The sequence below is a fragment of the Gordonia araii NBRC 100433 genome, assembly GCF_000241265.1.
GTDB classification, from domain to species: Bacteria; Actinomycetota; Actinomycetes; order Mycobacteriales; family Mycobacteriaceae; genus Gordonia; species Gordonia araii.
This window is the reverse complement of the sequence record NZ_BAEE01000021.1, coordinates 41,670-64,876: the sequence shown is the minus strand read 5'-3', so window position 1 is coordinate 64,876 and position 23,207 is coordinate 41,670. Positions and strand designations below refer to the sequence as shown.

Genomic DNA, 23,207 nt, shown 5'->3' with positions numbered 1-23,207 from the left:
TTTCGCCCCGCAGTTGGTCGCCCGAGCCGCGCGGAGAGCGGGCCCGTCGTGATGGACTTCCCCCCGCTCGACCGATCCTCATGGTTCCTCGCTCACGCTTCCGACAGTCCGATCTTCTCGTGCAGCCTCCGCAACGGCGCTGGCGCCCACCAGTTGGCTCGTCCGGCCAACCGCATGAACGCCGGTACGAGCAGCATCCGGATGAGCGTCGCATCCATCAGCACCGCGATCGTGAGACCTAGTCCGAACATACGCATGAAGGACACCTGCGAGGCGATCATCGCGGCGAACACGATCGACATCAGCAGCGCGGCGGCCGTGATCACGCGACCGGTGCTGGCGAGGCCGAATGCCACGGCATGGTCGCTGTCCTCGCGCGTCTTGCCGGACTTGAGCCATTCCTCTCTGATCCGGCCGAGCAGGAAGACCTCGTAGTCCATCGACAAGCCGAAGGCGACGCAGAACATCAAGATCGGCATCGTCGCCGTGATGAAGCCCGTCGCGGTCGTGCCCAGCGCACCGAAATGCCCCTCCTGGAAGATCCACACGATCGCACCGAAGGTCGCCGACAGCGAAAGCAGGTTCAGCACCAGGGCTTTCAGCGGCAGTACCAGACTTCCGGTGAAGAGGAACAGCAGGATGAAGGTCGCGATGGCGATCCACAGCAGCACCCAGGGCAGGTGACGGTAGATCGACGCGACGGTGTCCTCGGTGGAGGCGGCGATACCGGTGAACTTGACGTCGGCATCACCGGGTTTGGGCACGTCGCGCAGGTTGGCCAGCAGCGTCTTCCCGGATTCCTCCAACGGATCGGTATTGGTGACGACGGTGAGCACGCGGTGCTCGCCGTGCTGGTCGTCGGACTGCCGCGGCGCGATGACCCGGCCCTTGCCGAACACGGCACCGGGACTGGTCACGGCCTCCACGTCGGCGACGCCGGACAGTTTGGCCGCATAGTCGTCCACCGCTTCGTTCGACGACCCGGTGACGACGGCGGTGACCTCACTGCCCAGCTTCTGAGTGAAGTCGTCGCGGATCTCGTTCATCGCGACGCGAGAGCTGTGCGACGTCGGCAGGATCCGGTCGTCGGGGAAACCGAGTTTGATCGACAGGAACGGCGCACCGAGGATCAGCAGGACCGTCGTGGTGATGATCGCGACCGGCGCCGCGCGACGCAGCACCCACTGGACGAAGCGGTACCACCAGGTCTGCTCGGTCGGCACGAATCCGCGTTCCGGGCGCCCCAGCAAGCGCCGGACCGGCTTGCGCAGATCCCACGCGTCGACGCGGTCACCGAGGACGGTGAGCAGCGCGGGGGTGATGACCAGCGACCCGAGCAATGCGATCACCACGACCGCGAGACCGGCGTAGGCGAAGGAGCGCAGGAAGTACATCGGGAAGAGCAGCAAACCCGATAGCGAGAGTCCGACGGTGATCGCGGAGAATGTCACCGTGCGCCCCGCGGTCGCCATCGCGCGGTGGATGGCCGCCTCGCGGGTCATCCCTCCGGCGACTTCCTCCCGGTAGCGCGTGATGATCAGCAGTGTGTAGTCGATCGCCAGCGCCAGACCCATCGCGGTGGCGAGGTTCATCGCGAAGATCGACACATCGGTGAACACCGAGAACAGCCGCAGCAGCGCCAGGGTGCCGATGATCGAGAAGATGCCGACCGCCAGCGGGAGGGAGGCCGCGATGACGCCGCCGAAGATCACCACGAGGGCGATGAAGCTGATCGGGATGGCGATCGCCTCGGCGATGAAGAGATCCTGCGAGACCTGCTTGTTGGTGTCGGCGAAGACCTTGCCCTGACCGGTGGCGGTGATCTTCACCCCGTCGCGCTCGCCGGCCAGCCGATCGGACAGGTCCTCGGCGTGGTTGGGAGCCACCGATTCGCCGCCGCCGAGCGGGACGACGATAATCGTCGACGACTTGTCCTTGCTGACCAGCGCCGTCGCGGAGGCGGGATCGGTCCAGATCGAGCGGATCGGGTCCTGGACGAAGTCGAATTCTTTGAGCTCGGCGACCAACTGCTGCCCGACCTTCGCAACGACAGGGTCGTCGGTGACGTCGCGGTCCGGCGCGTCCAGCTTGAACACCACGGTGATGCCGCCGCGCTCGAACTCGTCCTCCAGGATCTTGCTGGCCTGCGCCGATTCGGCGTGCGGATCCTCGAACCCGCCGCCGAGCAGTTGGCTGGCCACCCCGGCGCCGTAGACGCCGAACAAGATCAGCAGGGCGAACGCACCGGCCAGAATGGCCTTCGGCGCGGCGAGGACGGCGCGGGTCAGTCGCTCCACAAGAACCTCCACAACGTTTGGTTACCCGCGTTAAGTTATCGGCATTAACTTAGGCAGTCAATATCTTCCGGCGAGCAAATGCGGGAGAAGTCGCGAATCACAACCGAATCAAACTGGAACGTGTTCTACTTTTGGCATGCCCGACCAGCCCGCGATACCCGACGACGCCGTCCCTGAGAACTCCGCCGAACTCGCCAGACCTTCGGCATCACGACTGCACCCCGAGGAGATCGCTCCGGCGCTGACCGCATGGTTCACCTCCAAGGCCGGAGCACCGGTGACACTCACCGAGATCCACCCGCCCGACGGCAACGGCATGTCCAGCGAAACCATCATCGTCGACGCCGAGTGGGACGGGCAGCCGCACCATCTCGTGGTGCGGGTGGCGCCGTCGCCCGACAGCGACCCCATCTTCCCGTCGTACGACCTCGACAACCAGTTCCGGTTGATGGACTACGTCGGCAAGACGACGAGCGTCCCGGTGCCGCCGCTGTACTGGAGCGAACCCTCCGAGGCGGTCATCGGTGCGCCGTTCATCGTGATGGGCCGCGTCGACGGCGAGATCCCGCCCGACGTCCTCCCCTACACCTTCGGCTCCTGGCTGACCGAGGCCACCGACGACGACCGTGCGACGCTGCAGCGAACGACGATCGAGGCGCTCGCGGCGATCCACGCCGCGCCGATCCCGGCGGACCTCCTCAGCGCTCCCCGCCCCGGCGAGACACCGATGGCGGCCCATCTGCGCGAACTCGACGACCTCTACGCGTGGATCACCCGGGGCAGGGCCGGGTCACCGCTTCTCGAACGCGCGCTGGCCTGGTGCCGCGACAATCTGCCGACCACCGGCGACGAGGTGCTGTGCTGGGGCGACGCGCGCATCGGCAACGTCATTTACCGCGATTTCGGCCCGGTCGCGGTCCTGGACTGGGAGATGGCGGTCCGCGCGCCGCGCGAACTCGACGTGGCGTGGGGCATCGCACTGCACCGCTTCTTCCAGGACATCGCCGAAATGGCCGGCATGCCGGGCCTGCCGGCGTTCTGGCGCCGCTCCGACGTCGAGCAGGCCTATGCCGAGATCTCCGGCGCCACATTGGAAGACATGGACTTCTTCATCACCTACGCGACGCTGTGCTACTCGATCGTCTTGTTCCGAGTGCAGTGCCGCGCGGTCGATTTCGGCCAGGCCGAGGAGCCGGCGAATCCGGACGACAAGATTCTCAACCAGGCGACCCTGGCCGCCATGATGGACGGCACCTACTGGGGCGGAGTGGGGGCGAACCGATGATCACCCCGGCCGACGAATACCCCATCCACCAGGCGCCGCTGCCCATCGCCTGGCCGACGACCTCGGACCGCAATTTCTACGACCGCTCCTACATGTGCGCCCACGACCGCACCGGCGAGATCTTCGTCATCATCGGCGTCGGGTACTACCCGATCCTCGGCGTGAAAGACGCGTTCCTGTTGGTTAGCCGACCGGGCGGAGCCGACGGCGCAGGTAACCAGACCGCCGTACACCTCTCCGACGCCATGGACGGCGACCGCCTCAACCAGCGCGTCGGCGGACTGGGACTCGAGGTCGTCGAGCCGCTGAGGAGCCTGCGCGTCACCCTCGAGGAAACCGAGGGCATCGCAGCGGATCTGACGTGGACCGGGCTCTTCGACGTCGTCCAGGAGCAGCGCCACCTCATGCGACAGGGCACCCGGGTCACCCTCGACGCCCAGCGCTTCGCACAGGTCGGTACGTGGGCCGGCCGCCTGGTCGTCGACGGCGAGGAGTTCACCGTCGACCCGCAGAACTGGATCGGCACCCGGGACCGGTCGTGGGGTATCCGCCCGGTCGGCGAACCGGACACCCCCGGGCGTCCGGCCGACCCGCCGTTCGACGGCATGTGGTGGCTGTATGTGCCGATGGCCTTCGACGATTTCGGGTTGGTGCTGATCATTCAGGAGGATCCGTCCGGCTTCCGCACGCTCAACGACTGCACACGCGTGTGGCGCGACGGACGCGTCGAGCAGCTCGGCTGGCCGCGCGTCACGATCCACTATCGATCCGGCACCCGGTTGCCGACCGGTGCCACCATCGACGCGACGGCCGCCGACGGTTCGCCGGTCACCATCGAGGTCGACGCCAAGCTGGCGACTCCATTGCACGTGGGCGGCGGCTACGGCGGTGATCCCGACTGGACTCATGGCCTCTGGAAAGGCGAGGGCTTCGTCGAGCGCGTGACCTACGACCTCGCCGATCCCGCCGTCGCGGGGCGCACCGCCTTCGGTGTGATCGACCACGTCGGACACGCGGTGTGCCGCGAGGCCGACGGCACCGAGCGTGAAGGCTGGGGCATGTTCGAGCACGCCAGCTTCGGCCGTCACGACCCGTCGGGATTCGGCGACTGGGGCGCCGTCGCACCCTGAACCGGCTCAGCCCGTGCGGTCGGCCATCACGTCGCATCCACCCATCGGCTACCCTAATGGCAACCATTGTCAATAAGGGAGACGCAATGAAGGTCCGGAACTCACTCAAATCACTGAAGAAGCAGCCGGGTTCACAGGTGGTGCGGCGACGCGGGAAGACCTACGTGATCAACAAGACCAACCCTCGCTTCAAGGGCCGGCAGGGCTAGTCGGCAGACGTCACGCGTCGCGCAGGAACTCGATGGTGCGACGCCACGCGAGATCCGCCTGCTCGGCGTCGTAGGTGCCGAGCAGGTTCTCGTCGTTGAGGAACGCGTGGCCGGCCGGGTAGAAGTGGAACGTCACCTCCTGGCCGCTCTCCCGCGCGATCTGCTCGGCCACCGCGTCGATATCGGCGCGGTCGAGCCACTCGTCGGTCTCCGCATAGTGGCCGAGCACCCGCGCCTTGAGGTTGCGATAGTCCTGCGGCACGCTCGGCAGTCCGTAGAAGGGCACCGCCTTGGCGATCTTCTCCGCCTGCTGGGCGGCGAGGACGAGGACGAATCCGCCGCCCATGCAGAAGCCCACCGCCGAGACCGCGTCGCCGACGACTTCTGGCCGCTCGAGCAGGTAGTCGACCGCGCCGGACAGGTCGGCGGCGGCCTGATCCACGGGAAGCGCCTCGAGGAGGCCGGCCGCCTCGGCCGAGTCATGGGTCGTCCGGCCGCCGAACAGATCCGGTGCCAATGCGACGAAACCCTCGGCGGCGAACCGTCTGGTGAGATCGGCGACGTGGGTCGTCAACCCCCACCATTCCTGGATGACGATCACCCCCGGTCCACTGCCCGACGGAGGCAGTTTGAGGAAGCCGTGGACGGTCCGCCCGCCGCTGTCGAAGGTGACGTTGTGCTCGCTGTCGTCGGATTCGATGGCCCGGCCCCGCAAATCGTCGGGGTCGGCGGTCGTATCGGTCATGTCGTGAGTCCTTGTCTGTGGAGGTCGATGAGACGGGTCAACGGTCGAAGTTGGCGCGGTCGAGCGATTCGGGCGAGCCCAGCGTGCGCCGCACGGTATCGGGCGTCGGGTTGTGGAACTGTCCGGCAGCCACGTCGCGGTAGAGCCGTTCGATCACCGAACCCTGGTGCAGCGCGCGGCCACCGACGACCTGGATGCTGAGATCGACGACCTTCTTCGCACCCGTGGTCGCGTGGAACTTGGCCGATTGCAGCCGCCGCCCCCACGCCGCGTCGCGACCCTGGCGGTGCTCGGCGTCGGCTTCGGTGTGACGGCCCGCGACGTCGGCAGCATCGCGGAGGGACCGTCCGGCATGCGGAAACTGCTGGAAGAGTTCAACTCCGACGCCGTCGACGGCTTCCTCGCCGTGTCGACGCTATTGCTGGCGCTGGCGGCGACCGGTGCGGCGATCGCCCTCGCGCTCAGTCTTCGCTCGGAGGAGTTGTCCGGTCGTGCCGATCTCGTCCTGGCGGGCACGGTGCAGCGCTGGCGCCTGCCCATGCTGCACATCGCGCTGGCGGTGATGGCCGGTCTCTGGCTGCTCCTGGTGATCGGGGCGACGATCGGCGCCAGCCACGGGTTCGGTTCCGGCGACGCCGGACAACTCCCCCGGCTGGTCGGCGCCGCCCTCGGTCAACTGCCCGCCGTGGTGTTCTTCATCGGACTGACCGTCGCGGCGGTCGGCCTGGTGCCCAAGTTCTCCTGGCTTCCGTGGGTGGTACTGGCCGAGTCGGCGATCGTCACCATTGTCGGACCGCCGATGAATCTGCCGACGGCGGTGATGAACCTGTCCGTCTTCCACCACGTGCCGCGACTGCCGGGGGTCGCCGTCGATGCGACGCCGAGCCTGATCCTGCTCGCGTCCGGTGTCGCCCTGGCGGCGGTCGGCGTCCTCGCGTTCGCCCGTCGGGACCTGGAGTGAGGCGCCGACCGAGACGCACTCAAGCCTGGCGGTCCTCGGTGAGAACTCCGGTGAAGCGGTACCGCGCGCAGACGAACGCGCCGTTGCGACCGGTGTCGATCAGTTCGAGGTCGTAGCGGCGCGGCAGCAGCGGCCGACCCGCGCCGAGGACGACGGGCGCGATCGACACGAAGATCTCGTCGAGCAACCCGGCGTCGGCGAATTGGCCGACCAGGTCTCCGCCGCCGACCACCCAGAGATCCTTCCCGTCGGCCGCGGCCACCATCTCCTCGTACACCGGCCGGATCTCCCCTGCCGCGAAACGGATGTCCGCGTCGGGAAAGGGCTTGAGGTCGCGGGTGGTCATCACCCAGGCCGGCATGTCGTACATCCACTTCTCGCCGGACCGATCCAGATGGTCGAGCACCCACTCGTAGGTCGTCGACCCCATGACGATCGCGCCGATGTTCTTGATGAACTCGTCGTAGGACCCGTAGCCGTCCTCGTCCTGCGGCTGGCGCAACAGCCAGTCGAGGGAGTCGTCGGGATCGGCGAGGAAGCCGTCGAGCGTCGTCGCCGTGTAGTAGTGCACGTTGGTCACGGGCATGGGTTGGTCTCCTCTCCCCGCAGTCGGCGGGCCCAGTTGATCGGATCGCCGTCACCCGCCTCGATTCCGGCGACGGTCAGCAGATGACGGGCCAGGTGACGACGGACGGCGGCGTAGGTCAGCACGTGGGCGATGACGCCGCTGACGACGAAACTCTCCGGCGGCTCGCAGAGCGCGTCGATGAAGCGGTCGTCCCAGGCGCCGCGCCGGTCGATGTCGCGGACGGTCGCGAGCCACCGCGGTGCGACCTCGTCGTGGCGCTCGATCAGTGACGACGGGTCGTCGGGGCGCTCGGGCGGGAAGTCGGTGCCCTCGATCGCGGCGAGCCAGACCTCCTTGGCGAAGACGAGTCTCGTGAGCACCTCGGCGAGCGACCCTTCCGGCCCTTCCCATTCCGCGAGCGTGTGATCGGTCAGGACGATGCGCCTATACGTCTCGTCTGGCACCTGCTTGGCCTTGTCGAGCAACTCGCGCGTCTCGTCGAGGTCGTGGGCGACCAGCTGTTCGGTCAGTGGATTCATCGCGGACTCCTTCGTGTGCACCCAAAGCGACATGGGCGGATGGAAGTGGATGCCGTTGGGCGCGGGCAACCAGTGCGACGACGACGCCGTGCTCGGCGGATGACCGAACGCGCGGGCGAAGGCTCGGCTAAAGCCCTCCACCGACGAGTAGCCGGCCTCCCACGCCGCGTCGGTGACCGTGCTCCCCTGCTTCAGCTGCCACGCCGCGCGCTCGAGCATCACCCGGCGGCGCATGGCGACCGGTGCTTCGCCCGCGTCGCGCGAAAGCTGCCTGGTGAAGTGGAACGGCGATGCGTAGGCATCGCCGGCCATGTCGGCCAGTGTGCGGTTGTCCTCGTCGAGGACGGCGTCGAGCAGCTCTCGCAACCGGTCCCGTGATTCGCCCATGTGTCTCAGTGTGGTCGTTGGACGGGCCGCATGCTTGACGGTTCTTGCTCCGATGGCCTGATCGAATCAGCCCCGGATTGCTAGCCTGGGGCTCGATGGACCAGGAGTCGGTCGACATCCCCGAGCACCTTCGCTACCGCGACGGGCAGTACGTCTTCGAGCGTTTCGCGGGCACGGCCGCCACCACGGCCTCGCTGCGCACCAGGCAACGGTTCACCCGATTCCTTCGAGCCATTCACCGCCCGTGGTTCGCCGTCCGGATGCCGGACGGGGTCGCGGAACTGACGACCGTTACCCGCAAGTCGGGTCAGCCTCGCTCGACGCTCGTCCGCGCCTACCGAGACGGACAGCGCGCCTGCCTCATGTCGATTGCCGGCGAGCATGCGTTGTGGCTCAAGAACATTCGCGCCGATCCGCACATCACTCTGCGCTTCCGCGGTACGACGCTGAGCGGGGCCGCACGCGATCCGCGCGACGACGAGGAGCGTCGCGCCATCGCCGACGCGTTCTGCCAGACGCATCCGTTCGACTACATGGAGAACATGTTTCACCGGCGCGGCCTGCCGAATCGGCAGAAGATCGTCGAGTTGCACAAGGCGTGGCTCGACGGTGGAACCGCGCTGATCCTCGAAGCCGACTGACCCGGCCGCTCCCACGCACCGGTGGAGACCGCTGATCGGCGAGATCGACCGGTATCGTCATGGGTCGCGCCCCCATAGCCCAATTGGCAGAGGCAGCGGACTTAAAATCCGTTCAGTGTCGGTTCGAGTCCGACTGGGGGCACCGTGGCATCCCCGGTTTGTGGTGCGGTGTCAGTGGGACTAGGTAACTCATCTCTGAGATCGCCGAAGTGCGAAGGGCCTATCGGCGAACGAAGTCCGACGGCTTCCACGAGCCATCAAAGGCCCTGTCGCCGGGACCGTAGATGCGAAAGTAGGCAAACCACTGCCGTCCTGGGACCGTCTGAACCCACGGGACGGATTCGTCGGCAGGCCGGTCAGGGCCGAAGTGGAGAACGATGTTGCCGTCCGAGTCGGGCATCACGTCGTCACGCAGCGAAGTGATAAGCGGCTTGTTCTGCGGCGCCACGATCTCCGAGCGCGTATCGAGGTCATAGACGGTCACCGACCAGAACTGTGCAGCGGGGACCGGTGTAGAGACCGTCAGTGTGTATATGGCACCCCCGTCAAGGGGGCTACCGCTGGTATCACGGTTGCCGAGCCAGTAGAGCGAGCCCGCCCCAGGGGCCCGTTTGAACATCTTGGGCGTCTCGAGCGTGGCCTGGTAGAACCAACGCTCGCGCGCAGCCAACCGCAGGTAGCCGGTTTCGTAATAGCCCTGATCCCCCGAGGCAAGCACGGTCCACTCCCACTGGCGATCGGGCCAGACGAGACGGTCGGGTGAATCGCTGGCGAACGCCGCGACAACGAGTTGCTCGTTCGCAATCCGAGCCGCCTCGGCGAGGAGTTCTTTGGTGGACGGGAGCGGCGTGAACGGTTCTCCTTTACGTAAACCGAGGTCGGCCAGCATACCCATCGTCTGGTAGTACTCGCGCGAGGCCACATCCGCATCCAGCGAGGCCTTGATTTTCTCCCAGAAGGCGAAGGTGCCATCGACCTCGCACGGATTCGCGACCGTATCAACACCGGTCGTATCCACGAAACTATTCTCTGACGGCGCATCCGCCTGCGACAGCGGATACATCCGGATCGTCCGTAGGAGCGCTTTGCCGGCATCGATGTCGGGGTTGGGCGCACGGGTCGCGATCAGCGCTCGGTTGAGGTCGAGCCGCCGCGCCAGGTAACCATCAGGCAGATCTCCCGTGTATCCGGGGGAGACGAACAGGTAGCTAGCACCCGCCCCGGCCTCCTCCCCTACGCTGCCAATATCGGTTACGTACCGAAAGTTTCCGTCGTTGACTACACCGATAATCGGACCCGCCGGTACGTCGACGACGATCGGTTCCTCGGAGACATCGATCCAGCCCAGGCCGTAAGGGGTGTCGGAGTTCTGGGTAAGCGAGACCGATTGCGGGCTGCTCAGCTGGATCAACCAGCCGACGTTCGCCGGGGCACCGTACTTGACCAGCGCTTCGAAGTTCATCTGTTGCGACACTGTCGGGTAGAAGAACTTGTACGCTTCGATGGCCCGATTCAGTAGCGCTTCACGACGGATCCGCAAGATATCTGCGCTCGTTGGCAGGGTGAGCATTCATCCTCCTTAGTAATGACGGTGCCGCTACTGGGTGCCCATGGCAATTCGCACCTTATGGTCGAGTTGCTGGGCATGGTGGTCGGCGGCGATGTCGTCAACGTCGATCTGCACCCAGTCGATCGAACCGGTAAAGCCGTTGTGGTACTCCGGATAGTCCTCGATCACACGTGAGCCGGGGTCGCGGCCGACAGTGCAGGTCTCGCTACCGGTGAACGCTCCGGGCACCGTGCGCTCGAGTCGAGCGCTTCCCACGTCGGTGCCGTCGACGAACAGCGTCGCGGTTCCACCCTGGCCTGTACCGCCCCCGTCGTAGATGAACTCCATCCGCACCTCATGCTTCCCCGCTTCTAGCGGCGCGGATGCCCGCACCCGCGTGCGATCGAGCGCAAGGAAGTTATATCCGTAGATCAGCACGCCATCAAGCACGTACATAACCCAGCCACCGATATCCCCGCCCAACGACACGATCACTCCGTCGGCCCCCTGCTCCGGAACGGTGATCGACGCGGTCAGTGCCCAGCTGCGGTTCTGTGTGTTCAAGGCAGTCTGCTCTGGAATGCTCATCCCTGAATACAGCCGCTGGCTGGTGCCCGTTATCAGTTCGGGTCTACCCGCCAGTTTGGCGATCGCCCGCACTGCGGCGCGATCATCGATCGGCACCACGTTGTATTTGACCGCCTCAATGAGCCATAGCCGCTGCATCTCACGCAGCCTGTCAGGATGCTCGGCAGCCAAATCCTTCGCCTGACTCCAGTCCGTCGCGGTGTCATAAAGCTCCCAAACATCGTCGTCGAAGGCGGGAAGCTCCACCGCACCTGTCTCCCACGGTGTGCGGTGCTTGGTCACCGCAGTCCACCCCTTGTAATACACGGCACGGTTGCCGAACATCTCGAAGTACTGCAAGTCATGACGTTCGGCAGCATCTGGTTCGTCGAACGTATAGGCCAAGCTGGTGCCCTCCATTGGCCGCTGCTGGACGCCGTTGACCACTGTCGGTTCGGGCAGACCAGCCAACTCCAGAATCGTCGGCGCAATATCGCTTACATGACCGAACTGGGTGCGCACACCCGCTTCGCCAATCCGCGCCGGCCAATGCACGACCATCGGATTGCGCGTGCCGCCGAAGTGGGAGGCAACCTGCTTTGTCCACTGAAACGGGGTATTCATCGCATGCGCCCACGAAGCCGCGTAGTGGTTTGACATCCCGGGAGAACCCAGTCTTTCTTTCGCCTCGATCATCATCTCCGGCGTCTCCAGGTTGAGCCCGTTGAGGGTGATCATCTCGTTGATACTTCCCTGCAAAGTGCCCTCGGCACTGGCCCCGTTATCACCCCAAATCGCGATAACCAGTGTGTCGTCGATGATTCCTTGGTCCTCCAACTCGTCCAGAATCCGGCCAATGTGGTAGTCCGTCTGCGTCATGAACCCGGCGTACACTTCAGCTTGACGGACCAGTGCCGGTTTGAGTTCCTCAGGCTGATCGTCCCAAGAAGGCAGGCCTGGGCTGCGTTCGGTCAGTTCGGTGTCAGGCGGCACTGTGCCCAGTTCGATCTGGCGAGCGAGGGTCTCCTCCCGCAACTTGTCCCACCCCTGATCGAACACACCCTTGTATCTATCTGCCCACTCCTGCGGCACATGGTGCGGTGCGTGGGTGGCACCGGGGGCGTAATACATGAAGAAGGGCTTTTCCGGAGTGAGAGAAGCGCGGCGCCGCAGGTAATCGATGGCTTTGTCGGCGAGTTCCTCGTTAAGGGTGTAGCCGTCCTCGGGCGTCCCCGATGGGTCAACCTGGGACGTATTCTGATAGAGCGAGGGATAGTACTGGTTCGTTTCGCCTCCGACGAAACCGAAGAAATACTCGAAACCGCCGCCAGCACATGGCCAGTTGTCGAACGGGCCCATCGGGCTCGTTTCCCACACCGGGATCTCATGACACTTACCAATCTGGGCGGTCGAGTAACCGTTCAGTTTCAAGATCTCGGCCAGCGGCGCGCAGGTGTTTGGTCGCTGCGAGGTATAACCGGGCGCGGCGGTCGCGATCTCAGTGATGCCACCCATGTTCACGGTGTGATGATTACGGCCGCTGAGCAGCGAGGCGCGCGTCGGGGAACAGAGGGCAGTGGTGTGAAACTTGGTGTAACGCAAACCGTTGCCGGCAAGTCGCTCGAGATTGGGCGTCTGACACGGGCCGCCGAATGCGCTCGATGCACCGTAGCCAGCGTCGTCGAGCAGCACCAGCAGCACATTCGGCGACCCCACGGGCGGCATCAGCGGAGTTATCGCCGGGTACTCAGAATCCGGGTCCTTCGCGTCGTACGCCGTATAGCCTGGTTGAGCGATATCTGGGATGGGTAGGGAGGTTCGCGAGTGTGCGGTCATGTGTCCCAACGCTAGAGATGTGCCCGGCGCGTTTCCTCACCCCTAGGGGGTGGATTCGATGAGCGGCCCAACCTTCGGTAGAGCACCGGCGTGGTACCTCATCACCCCGCCCAGGGTCCGGCCCGATACCATCGCCCGCCCCCGTGTCGCCGCAATGATCGATGAGGGTCTGCAGACAAGTTCCGTGGTAGTCATGGCTGCACCGCCTGGGCACGGCAAGACCGTCGCGGCACGCCAATGGCAAACCGACGTCTCCTCGATCGAGGGGTGGGTTTCGCTTGCGCACAAGATCGACACGTCTGCCGAGTTAGCTCGATGGATCACGACCGCACTTTGCCAAAACGGCGCCGATCTGACTCGCGCGCTCAGCATCCAGGCCCAGGGGTTCGCCCAGCTGACTACCGCAATCCAATCCCTTGCCTGCACCGTGACGTTGGTGATCGATGACGCGCATCGCGCCGTGGTCGCGCTAGCCGACCCGGAAGTCCAGGCATTCCTGCGACACGTACCGAAGAACCTGAAGCTCCTGCTGGTCGGGCACGGGGAGTTGGTCTCCGGACTGAGCCGACTCATCATGCATGACGACGCCAAACTACTCGGCGGCGGCGACTTGGCCTTCGACACAGCCGAGGTCACAGCGGTGGCGGCGTCCCGCGGGATCGAACTGTCCGATGCCGACGCCGCTTCGCTCCAATGCCGCACCGGGGGCTGGCCTATCGCGGTGCGCAGCACGTTGGCAAGCGAAGACCCGGCCCTGGTCACCGACTACATCGCTGAGAACGTTCTGGCTATGCTGCCGGCAGACCTGAGAGATTTCGTTCTGGCCACGACCACCACCGAAACCGTTGACGCCGAACTGGCCCATGCTCTCACCGGAAGACCCGACGCCGCCGAAATGATCGAACACTGTCGTGGGCGCAGCCTTTTCCTCGACCGTTTCGACGATCCGCAAGCGCCCGACCGCGCGCCCATTTATCGCTGGCACAACCTATTCGCCCGCGGCTGCCGCGAGATCCTCGCCACCCGCGACCGGGCACGTGGAGCCGAGTTACATCGGGCCGCGGCACGTCACTTGCGCAAACGATCACCTGTCGCCGCAGCACAACAGGCGAACCTCGGCTCGGAGAGTGCCTTGGCCTACGCGATCGTTGTCGATGAATGGCTGCCGGCAGTGATCGGGTCGCAGGGTGGGGACCTTGACCAAGTCTGCCAGCAGTTGCGTTCATCCCTCGACGGCCACATCACCCGCGAGCCATATGCCGTGCTCGCCTACATCCAGGCTTGCTGCCGCGACGTCGCCGGTGATCGGGTGGGCGCAGCCGCGCTCCGGGCCGAGGCGCAGCGCCATCTGCCTGACGACCCCTCGTGGCGCGCATTGTTGGTACGCGATCTGGCCGCAATGATCTGCTCGGACAACAGGCTGGAAATCGAGGGGGCCGCCACCCGCACCGCAGCTACCATCGTCGGCGACTCTGCCATGTCGAGCGCAAATACCGATTCGATGATGCGCATTTGCGCGCTATTCATCACTGGATGGAGCGAACTGCGGCTGCGACGCAATCCGCGCCTGGCGGCTGATCTATTGACTGCGGCTCGTACAGCATGCGCGACCGAGGATATCGCCGGCGCCCGATATCTCGCCGGACTCGAACGATGGATACGCGCCAATGAAGTCTTCGCCCTGGCGGCTTCCGGCCAGTTCACCGCGGCGACAGCGCCAGCGAAAGTCGGGGCTGGCGACGCGGCGACTGCCGTTGACACCAGCGCATCCGATGACACCTGGGCGTCCTACGACTCGGGTATCGAAGCCTTTGCCAACGCGTTCTCCGCACTGTGGCAAGGACGCCTAGTATCCGCTTTGCAGATGCTCACAGAGCTATCGCCGATAGACGACGCTCGCGATGGGTATCAGCCGCTTGCACGGGTTCACCGGGTGCTCGCGGCAGTCGCACTCGGCGATTCGGTGGCGATCGCTGACGCCGAAGCAGGTCTGGCACTCATACCCACGACCGATAGCCACGGCGTCGCGTGGTCGGCATTCACCGCCCTGGCCCAGGCCAGGATCGCTGAGAGTCGGGGCGAGCGCGACACGGTGCTGGAGATCGTGGACCTGATTCTGCAGGACCCGCGCTCGATGCCTGCGCTGAACGCAACGTTGGCCGCCGCCTGCATCAGACTTGGCGCTCCCGAGCGGGCGCCGGATCTCCTCGCCCGCGTGGACCGTCGCACCCTACCGCCCTATATCGCTGTCGCAGTACACGTTGCCGAGGCGTTGTTCGCCGAGTCCGTCGGAGACCGCTCAGCGGCCGACGCTGCGCTCCGACACGCGCTGACGGCCGCGGCCCCGGAACAGGTGAGGTATCCGTTCGTCGACGGCGGTGACCCGGCGCTGGCCGGCGTACTCAGCCGCTATGACGGAGCCCATGAGGCGTTTGTCGCTGAGTGTCTAGCCGTTCGTGGCAGGTATGCGCGCTTTAAGGGCGGTACAGATTTTAGCCTGACCAGGCGAGAGGCCGAGCTGGTCGGACTGCTGCGGAGCCAGATGTCCATGGCTGAGATAGCCTCGCTCCTGCACATCTCGGAGAACACGCTTAACAGCCATCGTAAGTCGCTCTATCGAAAGCTCGGTGCGTCCAACCGTCGGGAAGCCTTACGACTGGCGAACGCCATCGGCGCTTGACCAGCACACGCGTAGCCCCGGCGAGGCGCTGGGTCGGACCCGAACCAACTTTCCTACATCGTGTTGCAATTTACGACATGGTGTAGGAAAGTACCTTCATGAGCACACTACGCGACTGGCTGAGCCTCGCTCCTATCGAACCGGCCGAGGACTACGGATTCTTCGGCCCCGACTCGGTGACCTGGAAGGTGTGGAGTTACCCGACATCGTTGACCATCGGCTTCCAACGCGCCGTGGTGATCGAGGAACTCGACCCGAACTTGATTGCCGCCGTCGACAAGACGTCCGACATCTACAAGCGGCCACGGACTCGTTACGACCGCACCCTGCGATACTTCGCAATGGTCGCGTTCGATGACAGCCGCTCCACGACCCAAGCCGCCGATGTCCTCGTCAAGATCCATTCGAAGGCGATCGGCACAGACCCCGTGATCGGCGGCCGCTACGACGCCAACGACCCCGCCTCCCAGCTCTGGATCCACCTCACGGCCTGGCACTCGATACTGGTCGCCTACGAGAAGTACGGTCCTGGCCGGCTCTCGTCCGAGGAAGAATCGCGCTACTGGGAGGAGTGCGCATTGGCCGCCGAATTGCAGACATGCGACCCGGCCGACGTACCCCGAACCCGTGAGGGCGTCCAGGAGTATTTCGAAGTCATGCGCCCCCAACTCATCGGATCCGACATCGCCAAGAAGGCGATGAACCATCTGTTGCAGGCGGAGGTGATGCTGCCCGAGATGCCGCTGCTGCTACGGCCCGGCTCCAGGGTGATCAGCTGGTTCCTACGTCGTGGAACACTAGCCACCATGCCGCGGTGGATGCGCGAGATGGCGGGACTCTCCACCTCGCGACTGCTCGACGCAGTCGTGGTGTCGCCGCTCAGCGCCGCGTTCACGCTGGTAAGCCTGAGCAGTCGGGTGGAGCTGATACTGCTGCGCCTGATCTCGCCCGCATCCGTGCCCGTGGCCGCGAGGGTGTTGCGGTCGGTGCCCCCGACGAATCCGGTCACCACGACCCCACGGGAAGCGCAGCGGCGATTCGGATTGGCCAACCCGCGTGAGGCACATCTGGAGTTGCGAGACCGGCAATACCAGCGGGTTTTCGGTGCGGGCTCCACACCCAGCGATGAAGGCCTCATCGAATCACAGTCGATTCTGGGGGCGATCCGATGAGCAGATGGCAGACCCTGCTGAACCGGCAACTGAGTGTCCGGCAGCTGATGCACCTGGCGATCATGGGCATCGTCGTCGTGGTCATTCCTTATCTGACCATTGGTGTGTTCTGGGCAGCGAACCACAGCGACCATCTCGAGCAACTCACCGGCGCGGATAGGGCCTTCTCACTGATCGGCGAGGTGATCGCCTGGCCGATACTGCTGATCGCGAACGTAGAGTTGCACTAATGACAGGGAAGGGCAGCCAGGTGCGGGCTGAGCACCTCGGACCCGAGCGGCGTCGGCCACAGGTCCTCGACACGGCTCTGGAGATCGCAGCCGAGCACGGTGTCGCCCAGATAACCATGGGCGCCGTGTCCGCCCGACTCGGAGTCAGTCGACCGGTGGTGTACGCCTGCTATCCGGGTCGGGGGGAGCTGCTTTCGGCACTCCTAGAGCGTGAGACGGCGGCATCGCTGTCCCGGCTGCAGTCGATCCTGCCCCCACGGAGAACCGGATCCGTGGAGCAAATGTTCGTCGACGGGTTCCGCTCCCTGTTCAGCGATGTCCAGGGGCGTCCAGCGTCCTGGCGAATCATTTTCGCCGACGACCCGGACCCCATCTTGGCCGCAACGATTGCCACCGGCCGCGCCGACATCAGCACCCAGACTTCGCAGGTGATGCGCCCCCTGTTCGAACGCTGGCAGGTCGCCGACATCGATCGAACCCTTCCCGTGCTGACCAGCGTGTTCATCGGAATCTGCGAGACCGGCATTCGAATGATGCTCGATTCGGAGTCGTCCTGGCAGCCAGGCGCCTTGGCCGAAATCCTGGGGCCAGCGGCCTACCGGGCGCTGCGCTCGCCCGGAGGGCCGGCAATCTCGCAGCCGTCCTGAGTTCCGTCGCCGATCCATGTCGTCGACAACGCCGACGTTTGGAACCAATATGTGGTCTCAAGCGTCGGCGTTGGCACACTTGGGGCACGATGTCGGAGTGCCCGACCAGCCAAGATTCTGGAGCATCCGGGCAACCTTGCGAGCGGTGCTGCATGGGCGGCCGTACACCTGACCCCAGCCGAGCCGGAGCGTGCGACGGTCCGCGGACACCGCCGCGTCGAGGTCGCGTTCCAGATCGCGGTCGCGGGCGTGCGCGTCGTCGTGCGCGGCTCTGCCGTCGAGTTCGATGACGAGCCCCCACTCCGGGTAGTCGACGTCTCGGAAACCCCGACGTCCCGCGGTGGTCGCCGCCTGTCGACGGGGCCGCGGCAGCCCGTGGGCTCGCTCCACCCGCCTCAGATAGCCGCGCTCCAACACCGAACACGATCCGTCGGCGATGTCGGCGAGCACAGCGGCGATCCAACCGCTGCGCCTGAGTCGGGACCGTTGCGCCAACGCCGACTGTAAGCGGGGAACCGTCGTCAAGCGCGCTTGGACCGCGTCCGCCAGGTGCGCGATCGCATCGACCTCGCGCAAGGCTTCCGCGGCAAGGTCGAGCACCGCGTGTTCGATCCGGACGCGTGGTGGACGCGCATTCCACAGGACGCGGTCGTCGATCTGCGCGTAGCGGTGGACCACCACGCCAGCACGCTTGGGAGCCCGACACTTGCGTCCCACCGCGATGTGGATCGGCCCGGACCGCGGTACGTCGGGTCGCACCAGGCATACAGCCGATTGATGACTCAGTGCGGCGCGTTGTACGCCCAGCACCGCGGCCCACGCCCGTTGGCGCCAGGTCATCGGACCGGTGTGGGTGACGTAGACACCGGGGCTCACAGACACCCATTCACGACGTCGGAGCCGTCGACGCAGGTAGGAGACGGGGAGATCGCAATCAAGCACTTGCTGACGCGTGACAACACCGTCCTGGACGTCGAGCAGATCCTCCAGCAAGGCGGGCGGCTTGGGCATGCGGCCAGTATGTGCGCGGCGGGCAGCGAGGCGACCGCGCGAACGTTTTCCCGGCACGCAGTCTGTGGACCCGGACAGATTGTGAACAACGCCGACGTCTAGAACCACTATGTGGTTCCGGACGTCGGCGTTGTCGTCACACGGTGAGGTGGCTGGCGATGCTTCTGGCGAGGGAGATCGGGTCCGCGACCTCGATCGCACCGCTGAGGACGAGCGTGGCGTAGCCGTGCACGAGCGACCAGGCGGCCAGCTGGGTTTCCTGGTCATCACCGTCACCTCCCGAACCGTGCAGGGCGTCGGCGACGCCGGTCGCGAGCGCCGCACGGGCCTGGGCGCCTGCCTCGGCAAGCCCCGGATCTCCGCATCGATGCAGGCTGGGCTCGAACATCACCGCGAAGTGAGACGGGTGCGCGAGCGCGAAACCGACGTAGGCGACGCCCATGTCCACCAGATCCTTGCCGGCCCCGGGGGCGGTCAGCGACTCGGCGAGAAGCTCGAAACCCTCGGTTGCCAGCGCCGTCAGGAGACCGGTCTTGTCACCGAAATGATGTGTCGGCGCGGCGTTCGACACCCCGACCCGCTTCGCGAGCGCGCGCAGGCTCAGCTTGGCGACGCCGGCCTCCGCGATCGACTCCGCGGCCGCGTCGAGCAGCGTGCGACGCAGGTCGCCGTGGTGATAGGCCATGGATCGGATCTTACCCGCAATCTATACGTTGACAAGATTAGTCCTGCGTGCCAATCTTGTCGTTGACAAGTTCTGAACTTCGGGAGGCCATCATGGAACCGCTCATCGCGTTAATCGCCACCACGCTCGTCGTGCACATGATCGGACGCACGGCCATACCGTCGTGGCGGCCCTGGCCGGTGGCGCTGCGCGCCGGGGTCGCGGTCATGTTCACCATGACCGGGATCGCCCACTTCGTCGGGATGCGCGACGAGCTGATCGCCATGGTTCCGCCAGCGCTGCCGGCACCGGAGTTCCTGGTGACCCTCACCGGAATCCTTGAGTTGGCAGCCGCGGCAGCCCTCTTCTGGAGGCCGCTGCGCCGTAGGGCCGCGGGCGGCCTGGCACTGATGCTTCTCGCCATGTTCCCGGCGAACGTCTACAAGGCGGTCAACGAGACCGACCTGCGGTGGGATGACACGTTGCTGCCGCGAACGGTGCTCCAGGTCGTGTTCGTCGCCGCCGTCGTCGCGGTGCTCGCCTGGGATCTCCGCGAGGATCGCACAGCCGACCCCGCAATTGCCGACAACGCGCGACGCAGCCCACAGCAGATCGGCTGACAGCAGCAAACGTGGTGCGCCACAAGGCTTCCCAGGCACGCTTCGAATATGAGCGAAAGCACCGACACCACCATCGACGACGAGCTGCGGACCAACTTGTTCCACCAGCGGGTGATCGTCCTCGGCGACCAACTCGACGCCAATCTCGGCAACCGGCTGACCAGCCAGCTGTTCCTGCTCGCCGCCCAGGACCCGCGCAAGGACATCAGCTTCTGGATCAACTCGCCGGGCGGCTCGGTCCCCGCGATGCTGTCGATCGCCGACGTCATCGCGCTCATCCCCAACGATGTCGCGACCGTCGCCCTCGGCACGGCGGCGAGCGCCGGCCAGTTCCTGCTGTCGGCCGGGACCCCGGGCAAACGCTACGTCCTCCCCCACTCCCGAATCCTCATGCATCAGGGCTCGGCCGGGATCGGGGGCACCGCCGTCGACGTCGAGGTGCAGGCGAAAGACCTGCGCCACACCCGCGATACCGTGTTGGGTCTCATCGCCGGGTACACCGGCCAGCCGCTCGACCGCATCGTCGAGGACTCCCAGCACGATCACTGGTACACGGCCGAGGAAGCCGTCGACTACGGCTTCGCCGACCGGATCGTCGACCGCATCGAAGACGCCTACCCCTCGTTCCACCGGCCCGCGTCGATGATGACCGCCGCCGCGATCGGAGGCGCGCGATGAGCAACTACACCATCCCCTACGTCACCGAGCGCACCCCGAACGGCGAACGCTCCCTCGACGTCTACAGCCGTCTGCTGTCGGATCGCATCGTCTACTTAGGCACCGAAATCGACGACGGGGTGGCGAACGCGCTCATCGCCCAACTGCTGCACCTCGAATCCGACAGTCCCGACCTGCCGATCAACCTCTACATCAACTCGCCGGGCGGTTCACCGTCGGCGATGCTCGCCATCTACGACACGATGCAGTACATGCGGGCCCGGGTCACCACGACCTGCGTCGGACAAGCCGCCGGTCCGGCCGCGGTCCTGCTGGCCGGAGGCGCCAAGGGCATGCGGTCGATCCTGGGGCACGGCCGCGTCGTACTCCACCAGCCGTCGATCGAAGGTCAGGGCACCATTCCCGACCTCATCATCCACGCCGACGAGGTGGTCCGCGTACGAGCTCAGCTTGAGGAGGTGCTGGCCAAGCACACCGGCAAGGATGTCGCCACGTTGCGCCGCGACACCGACCGTGACCTGATCCTGCCCGCAGCAGACGCGGTCGAATACGGGATCGTCGACGAGGTGATGACGACCCGGTGACGGCTCAGGCGACCAGGTGCAGGGAGGCCCGGCCAGATGTGGGGCTCTGGCCGGGCGACACGGGAGCGCTGGTGATCGTGGACAAGGTCGAGACGACGGGCACTTGCGACGACGCGGCAAGGCGGGACGCCACGGCGGCGGTCACCTCAAGCAGCGACAACCCCAACGCCCCGGCGACGGCAGCCAGAATCTCCGACGACGGTTCTTTGCGCCCCCGCTCGATCTCCGAAAGGTACTGCGGCGAAACACCTGCCTCGGCGGCGACGTTGGTGAGGATCCTGCGCTGACCAGCGCGTTCCTCGCGAAGGACTTCCCCGAGCACTTCGCGCCACAGGGCCTCGGGCTCGTCGTTCCGCGTTGTCGCAGTCATACCGACCAGGCTAGCGTCTCGGCGCGGCAGCGACCCGCGTCTCTGCCGAGAGCAGAAATTGGGCGACGCGACCGGACAGGTGCTTAACCGGCCTCGGCGCCAAGCAGCGACGATCCGAGCGGAGCCCCCGGCATAGCACCCGGGAGTAGCGCGTAGACAGCCGACCCGATCGGCGTTGTCCACACATTGAGGTCGTCGTGCTCGGCCAGGCGCGCCTGCACCGGAACGAACTGCCGCACCGGATCGCGTTGGACGGTCGAGAAGATCAACCCGCTGTTCGAGGTGTCCGCTTCGGTCCCGGGCAGCCCGGCGGCGGGCGCCAGATCGTAGTTGTAGGCGCGCCGCAGAAACTGTTCGTGCTCGGCCCTGCGGTGGGCACGCGCAATGTGCGACGATGCCGGAATCACCGGCAGCCCGTTGCGTGTCTTGGCGAAGTCGGGTTCATCGTGTTCTCGTTCGCCGGTCAACGGCGCGCCGGTGTCCAGCTTGCGGCCGACGACCAACTCGCGGTTCCCGCGGTCGAGCTCCTCCCACGTGTCCATGTGCATCGAGATACGACGCAGGACCATCGACGACCCCCCGGTCAGCCAGGGCTGCTCGGTACCGTCATTCCAGATCAAGGCGTCGTAGACGCTCTCGGCGGGCTGCACCGTGCCGTCGAGCTGGCCGAACAGATTACGCTGCGTATGGGTGACCGGCTGCGTTCCCCGCGCGGTGCGAAATCCTTGCTGCACCCAGTTCACCCGGGTCACAGTCCGCACGGACGCGGTCAGGATTCTCGTCGCGTGCGCCAGCGCGACCGGGTCGTCGGAGGCGATCAGCAACAGCAGATCGGTCTGTCCCCACCGTTTCTCCAGCCTGTCTATCGAGAACGTGGGCAGCGGCTTGAGCCATGACGGGCGCTTGGCCGCCAACGCTGGCCCTTCGAAAGGCCGGGGACCCATCCCGATGGTCACGGTCAACCGCGACGGCATCACCGCCAGTTCAGGTTCTGGATCGGCCAACCCCGGCTCGCCTTGCGTCAGCCGGGCCGCGTCCTGGGTCCAGAGTCTGAGCACCCCGCCCAGCGCCACCGAATCAACGGGATCGACCAGGTCCAGCCCGATGTAGTTGGCATGTGCGGCCGGAGTGGTGACGATGCCGGCCTGATGGCGGCCGTAGAAGTCGACGGTCTGCCCAGCCGATTCGACGTAGGGCGACGAGCGCCCCACGCCGAATCCGGTAGCCGCAGCACCGAGGCCTAGACCCACCGTTCCGGCAGTCCCGGCCAGGAATCCGCGGCGCGAGAGCCGACCCGACTCACGCGGGCCGGTCATGGCTGATACTCCTCCTGATTGCCGGCGAAGTCCCGAGCCAGCGCGGTCACCGTGAGGTGCGCCCCGTCGGTCGTACGCAACTCGATGGTGACCGCCTGGCCCGCGGCGATCGACTGCCTAAGCCCCATCAGCATGATGTGGTTGGCCCCCGGCTTCAGTTCGAGGCGGCCGCGGGCGGGGACGACGAACCCGCCGTCGACCTCGCGCATCACAGTCTGTCCGCCCTGCTCGACGATCTCGTGCATCTCGACCTTCTTCGCGACGGAGGTACTTCCGGATACGACGCGAACCTCGTCGTCAGACTCATTGGTCAGGGTGCCGAACAACGCCGACATATGGTCGCTCTGCGGTGCCGCTTTCACCCACTGCTCGGTCAGAACCAGCGGGGTGCGCGGACCGGTCGTGACAGCGCTCTGGTCGGCATTGGAGCACGCGACGGCCGTCAGCATCAATGCACAACCAGCGACGGTGGCCACTAAACGGGCAAACGGAACTCTCATGGTTTTTCTCTCTTTTCGGAC

Annotated in this window: 23 protein-coding genes, 1 tRNA gene and 1 pseudogene; 13 read left to right on the top strand and 12 right to left on the bottom strand. The window is 65.7% G+C overall.

Features of this window, described 5'->3' with window-relative positions; genetic code table 11:
• Positions 1-92: 92 nt before the first annotated feature.
• Complete coding sequence (locus GOARA_RS03495; protein ID WP_007320910.1) at positions 93-2,297, bottom strand: MMPL family transporter; 2,205 nt, start codon at positions 2,295-2,297, stop codon at positions 93-95.
• A gap of 136 nt (positions 2,298-2,433) precedes the next feature.
• Here GOARA_RS03495 and GOARA_RS03490 point away from each other — a divergent pair, with 136 nt between their 5' ends.
• The 3 genes from GOARA_RS03490 to ykgO all read left to right on the top strand — a co-directional run bounded on the left by GOARA_RS03490 (position 2,434) and on the right by ykgO (position 4,921).
• Positions 2,434-3,582, top strand: a complete 1,149-nt coding sequence (locus tag GOARA_RS03490) for a phosphotransferase family protein (RefSeq protein ID WP_007320909.1) — start codon at positions 2,434-2,436, stop codon at positions 3,580-3,582.
• On the top strand, positions 3,579-4,712 hold the full coding sequence (locus GOARA_RS03485; protein WP_007320908.1) for an Rv3169 family protein: 1,134 nt from the start codon (positions 3,579-3,581) through the stop codon (positions 4,710-4,712). The genes GOARA_RS03490 and GOARA_RS03485 overlap by 4 nt, the downstream gene beginning before the upstream one ends.
• Positions 4,713-4,798: 86 nt before the next feature.
• Positions 4,799-4,921: a type B 50S ribosomal protein L36 gene (ykgO, locus tag GOARA_RS03480; RefSeq protein WP_040521608.1), complete on the top strand. Its 123-nt coding sequence runs from the start codon at positions 4,799-4,801 to the stop codon at positions 4,919-4,921.
• A 10-nt stretch (positions 4,922-4,931) separates the two neighbouring features.
• Here the strand turns inward: ykgO and GOARA_RS03475 are convergent, their stop codons facing one another.
• Both GOARA_RS03475 and GOARA_RS20885 read right to left on the bottom strand, forming a co-directional pair.
• Positions 4,932-5,666 (bottom strand): dienelactone hydrolase family protein, encoded by a 735-nt coding sequence (locus GOARA_RS03475; protein ID WP_007320906.1) that lies wholly within the window; start codon positions 5,664-5,666, stop codon positions 4,932-4,934.
• A 37-nt stretch (positions 5,667-5,703) separates the two neighbouring features.
• A pseudogene (locus GOARA_RS20885) lies at positions 5,704-5,946 on the bottom strand (acyl-CoA dehydrogenase family protein); the annotation flags it as partial.
• Here GOARA_RS20885 and GOARA_RS20880 point away from each other — a divergent pair.
• On the top strand, positions 5,833-6,627 hold the full coding sequence (locus tag GOARA_RS20880) for an efflux permease Rv1217c-related protein (RefSeq protein WP_007320904.1): 795 nt from the start codon (positions 5,833-5,835) through the stop codon (positions 6,625-6,627). The pseudogene GOARA_RS20885 and the gene GOARA_RS20880 sit on opposite strands and share 114 nt — an antisense overlap.
• A 19-nt stretch (positions 6,628-6,646) precedes the next feature.
• On the opposite strand, the gene GOARA_RS03465 is transcribed toward GOARA_RS20880, so the two are convergent.
• Together GOARA_RS03465 and GOARA_RS03460 are read right to left on the bottom strand one after the other, a co-directional pair.
• Entirely contained in the window at positions 6,647-7,213 is a 567-nt protein-coding gene (locus tag GOARA_RS03465; protein ID WP_007320903.1) for a dihydrofolate reductase family protein, read from the bottom strand.
• Complete coding sequence (locus tag GOARA_RS03460; protein ID WP_007320902.1) at positions 7,204-8,121, bottom strand: helix-turn-helix transcriptional regulator; 918 nt, start codon at positions 8,119-8,121, stop codon at positions 7,204-7,206. The genes GOARA_RS03465 and GOARA_RS03460 overlap by 10 nt, the downstream gene beginning before the upstream one ends.
• A gap of 95 nt (positions 8,122-8,216) precedes the next feature.
• Between GOARA_RS03460 and GOARA_RS18815 the strand changes: the two genes are divergently transcribed.
• A complete protein-coding gene (locus GOARA_RS18815) occupies positions 8,217-8,762 on the top strand; it encodes a nitroreductase family deazaflavin-dependent oxidoreductase (protein WP_050947146.1) in 546 nt (181 codons plus the stop codon).
• Positions 8,763-8,830: 68 nt separating this feature from the next.
• Positions 8,831-8,904, top strand: a tRNA-Leu gene (locus GOARA_RS03450).
• A gap of 78 nt (positions 8,905-8,982) precedes the next feature.
• Here GOARA_RS03450 and GOARA_RS03445 read toward each other — a convergent pair.
• Positions 8,983-10,332 carry a DUF1214 domain-containing protein gene (locus tag GOARA_RS03445; protein WP_007320900.1) on the bottom strand — a complete coding sequence of 450 codons (1,350 nt, stop codon included), beginning with the start codon at positions 10,330-10,332 and terminating at the stop codon, positions 8,983-8,985.
• Between the two features lie 27 nt (positions 10,333-10,359).
• Positions 10,360-12,714 (bottom strand): arylsulfatase, encoded by a 2,355-nt coding sequence (locus GOARA_RS03440; protein WP_007320899.1) that lies wholly within the window; start codon positions 12,712-12,714, stop codon positions 10,360-10,362.
• A gap of 193 nt (positions 12,715-12,907) precedes the next feature.
• Between GOARA_RS03440 and GOARA_RS03435 the strand changes: the two genes are divergently transcribed.
• From GOARA_RS03435 to GOARA_RS03420, 4 genes are all read left to right on the top strand, one after another.
• A complete protein-coding gene (locus GOARA_RS03435) occupies positions 12,908-15,394 on the top strand; it encodes a helix-turn-helix transcriptional regulator (protein ID WP_170265553.1) in 2,487 nt (828 codons plus the stop codon).
• 98 nt (positions 15,395-15,492) lie between these two features.
• Complete coding sequence (locus GOARA_RS03430; RefSeq protein WP_007320897.1) at positions 15,493-16,566, top strand: oxygenase MpaB family protein; 1,074 nt, start codon at positions 15,493-15,495, stop codon at positions 16,564-16,566.
• Positions 16,563-16,796 carry a hypothetical protein gene (locus GOARA_RS03425; RefSeq protein ID WP_007320896.1) on the top strand — a complete coding sequence of 78 codons (234 nt, stop codon included), beginning with the start codon at positions 16,563-16,565 and terminating at the stop codon, positions 16,794-16,796. The genes GOARA_RS03430 and GOARA_RS03425 overlap by 4 nt, the downstream gene beginning before the upstream one ends.
• A complete protein-coding gene (locus tag GOARA_RS03420) occupies positions 16,796-17,443 on the top strand; it encodes a TetR/AcrR family transcriptional regulator (protein WP_007320895.1) in 648 nt (215 codons plus the stop codon). Before GOARA_RS03425 ends, GOARA_RS03420 begins: the two co-directional genes overlap by 1 nt.
• A 57-nt stretch (positions 17,444-17,500) precedes the next feature.
• On the opposite strand, the gene GOARA_RS03415 is transcribed toward GOARA_RS03420, so the two are convergent.
• The gene (locus tag GOARA_RS03415; RefSeq protein ID WP_040521606.1) at positions 17,501-18,454 is read right to left on the bottom strand and encodes a putative endonuclease domain-containing protein; all 954 of its coding nucleotides are present in this window, start codon (positions 18,452-18,454) and stop codon (positions 17,501-17,503) included.
• A 136-nt stretch (positions 18,455-18,590) separates the two neighbouring features.
• On the bottom strand, positions 18,591-19,139 hold the full coding sequence (locus tag GOARA_RS03410) for a TetR/AcrR family transcriptional regulator (RefSeq protein WP_007320892.1): 549 nt from the start codon (positions 19,137-19,139) through the stop codon (positions 18,591-18,593).
• A 92-nt stretch (positions 19,140-19,231) separates the two neighbouring features.
• On the opposite strand from GOARA_RS03410, the gene GOARA_RS03405 reads away from it, so the two are divergent.
• From GOARA_RS03405 to GOARA_RS03395, 3 genes are read left to right on the top strand one after another with little or no spacing between them, the layout of a single operon-like run.
• Positions 19,232-19,738 carry a DoxX family protein gene (locus tag GOARA_RS03405; protein ID WP_007320891.1) on the top strand — a complete coding sequence of 169 codons (507 nt, stop codon included), beginning with the start codon at positions 19,232-19,234 and terminating at the stop codon, positions 19,736-19,738.
• Between the two features lie 48 nt (positions 19,739-19,786).
• The gene (locus tag GOARA_RS03400) at positions 19,787-20,416 is read left to right on the top strand and encodes a ClpP family protease (RefSeq protein WP_007320890.1); all 630 of its coding nucleotides are present in this window, start codon (positions 19,787-19,789) and stop codon (positions 20,414-20,416) included.
• A complete protein-coding gene (locus tag GOARA_RS03395; protein WP_007320889.1) occupies positions 20,413-21,000 on the top strand; it encodes a ClpP family protease in 588 nt (195 codons plus the stop codon). Before GOARA_RS03400 ends, GOARA_RS03395 begins: the two co-directional genes overlap by 4 nt.
• Positions 21,001-21,004: 4 nt before the next feature.
• On the opposite strand, the gene GOARA_RS03390 is transcribed toward GOARA_RS03395, so the two are convergent.
• The 3 genes from GOARA_RS03390 to GOARA_RS03380 form a co-directional block, all read right to left on the bottom strand.
• Positions 21,005-21,370 (bottom strand): helix-turn-helix domain-containing protein, encoded by a 366-nt coding sequence (locus GOARA_RS03390; RefSeq protein ID WP_007320888.1) that lies wholly within the window; start codon positions 21,368-21,370, stop codon positions 21,005-21,007.
• An 83-nt stretch (positions 21,371-21,453) separates the two neighbouring features.
• A complete protein-coding gene (locus GOARA_RS03385; protein WP_007320887.1) occupies positions 21,454-22,686 on the bottom strand; it encodes a Dyp-type peroxidase in 1,233 nt (410 codons plus the stop codon).
• The gene (locus GOARA_RS03380; protein ID WP_170265551.1) at positions 22,683-23,135 is read right to left on the bottom strand and encodes a copper chaperone PCu(A)C; all 453 of its coding nucleotides are present in this window, start codon (positions 23,133-23,135) and stop codon (positions 22,683-22,685) included. The genes GOARA_RS03385 and GOARA_RS03380 overlap by 4 nt, the downstream gene beginning before the upstream one ends.
• Between the last annotated feature and the right edge of the window lie 72 nt (positions 23,136-23,207).

Bases quoted from the DNA above. Each gene is read 5' to 3' on its own strand.
- GOARA_RS18815 (WP_050947146.1), top strand. From the start codon at position 8,217: ATGGACCAGGAGTCGGTCGACATCCCCGAGCACCTTCGCTACCGCGAC.
- GOARA_RS03380 (WP_170265551.1), bottom strand. From the start codon at position 23,135: ATGCTGACGGCCGTCGCGTGCTCCAATGCCGACCAGAGCGCTGTCACG.
- ykgO (WP_040521608.1), top strand. From the start codon at position 4,799: ATGAAGGTCCGGAACTCACTCAAATCACTGAAGAAGCAGCCGGGTTCA.
- GOARA_RS03395 (WP_007320889.1), top strand. From the start codon at position 20,413: ATGAGCAACTACACCATCCCCTACGTCACCGAGCGCACCCCGAACGGC.
- GOARA_RS03415 (WP_040521606.1), bottom strand. From the start codon at position 18,454: ATGCCCAAGCCGCCCGCCTTGCTGGAGGATCTGCTCGACGTCCAGGAC.
- GOARA_RS03465 (WP_007320903.1), bottom strand. From the start codon at position 7,213: ATGCCCGTGACCAACGTGCACTACTACACGGCGACGACGCTCGACGGC.
- GOARA_RS03490 (WP_007320909.1), top strand. From the start codon at position 2,434: ATGCCCGACCAGCCCGCGATACCCGACGACGCCGTCCCTGAGAACTCC.
- GOARA_RS03400 (WP_007320890.1), top strand. From the start codon at position 19,787: ATGAGCGAAAGCACCGACACCACCATCGACGACGAGCTGCGGACCAAC.
- GOARA_RS03440 (WP_007320899.1), bottom strand. From the start codon at position 12,714: ATGACCGCACACTCGCGAACCTCCCTACCCATCCCAGATATCGCTCAA.
- GOARA_RS03390 (WP_007320888.1), bottom strand. From the start codon at position 21,370: ATGACTGCGACAACGCGGAACGACGAGCCCGAGGCCCTGTGGCGCGAA.
- GOARA_RS03460 (WP_007320902.1), bottom strand. From the start codon at position 8,121: ATGGGCGAATCACGGGACCGGTTGCGAGAGCTGCTCGACGCCGTCCTC.
- GOARA_RS03430 (WP_007320897.1), top strand. From the start codon at position 15,493: ATGAGCACACTACGCGACTGGCTGAGCCTCGCTCCTATCGAACCGGCC.
- GOARA_RS03475 (WP_007320906.1), bottom strand. From the start codon at position 5,666: ATGACCGATACGACCGCCGACCCCGACGATTTGCGGGGCCGGGCCATC.
- GOARA_RS03445 (WP_007320900.1), bottom strand. From the start codon at position 10,332: ATGCTCACCCTGCCAACGAGCGCAGATATCTTGCGGATCCGTCGTGAA.
- GOARA_RS03485 (WP_007320908.1), top strand. From the start codon at position 3,579: ATGATCACCCCGGCCGACGAATACCCCATCCACCAGGCGCCGCTGCCC.
- GOARA_RS03435 (WP_170265553.1), top strand. From the start codon at position 12,908: ATGGCTGCACCGCCTGGGCACGGCAAGACCGTCGCGGCACGCCAATGG.
- GOARA_RS03420 (WP_007320895.1), top strand. From the start codon at position 16,796: ATGACAGGGAAGGGCAGCCAGGTGCGGGCTGAGCACCTCGGACCCGAG.
- GOARA_RS03385 (WP_007320887.1), bottom strand. From the start codon at position 22,686: ATGACCGGCCCGCGTGAGTCGGGTCGGCTCTCGCGCCGCGGATTCCTG.
- GOARA_RS03410 (WP_007320892.1), bottom strand. From the start codon at position 19,139: ATGGCCTATCACCACGGCGACCTGCGTCGCACGCTGCTCGACGCGGCC.
- GOARA_RS03405 (WP_007320891.1), top strand. From the start codon at position 19,232: ATGGAACCGCTCATCGCGTTAATCGCCACCACGCTCGTCGTGCACATG.
- GOARA_RS03425 (WP_007320896.1), top strand. From the start codon at position 16,563: ATGAGCAGATGGCAGACCCTGCTGAACCGGCAACTGAGTGTCCGGCAG.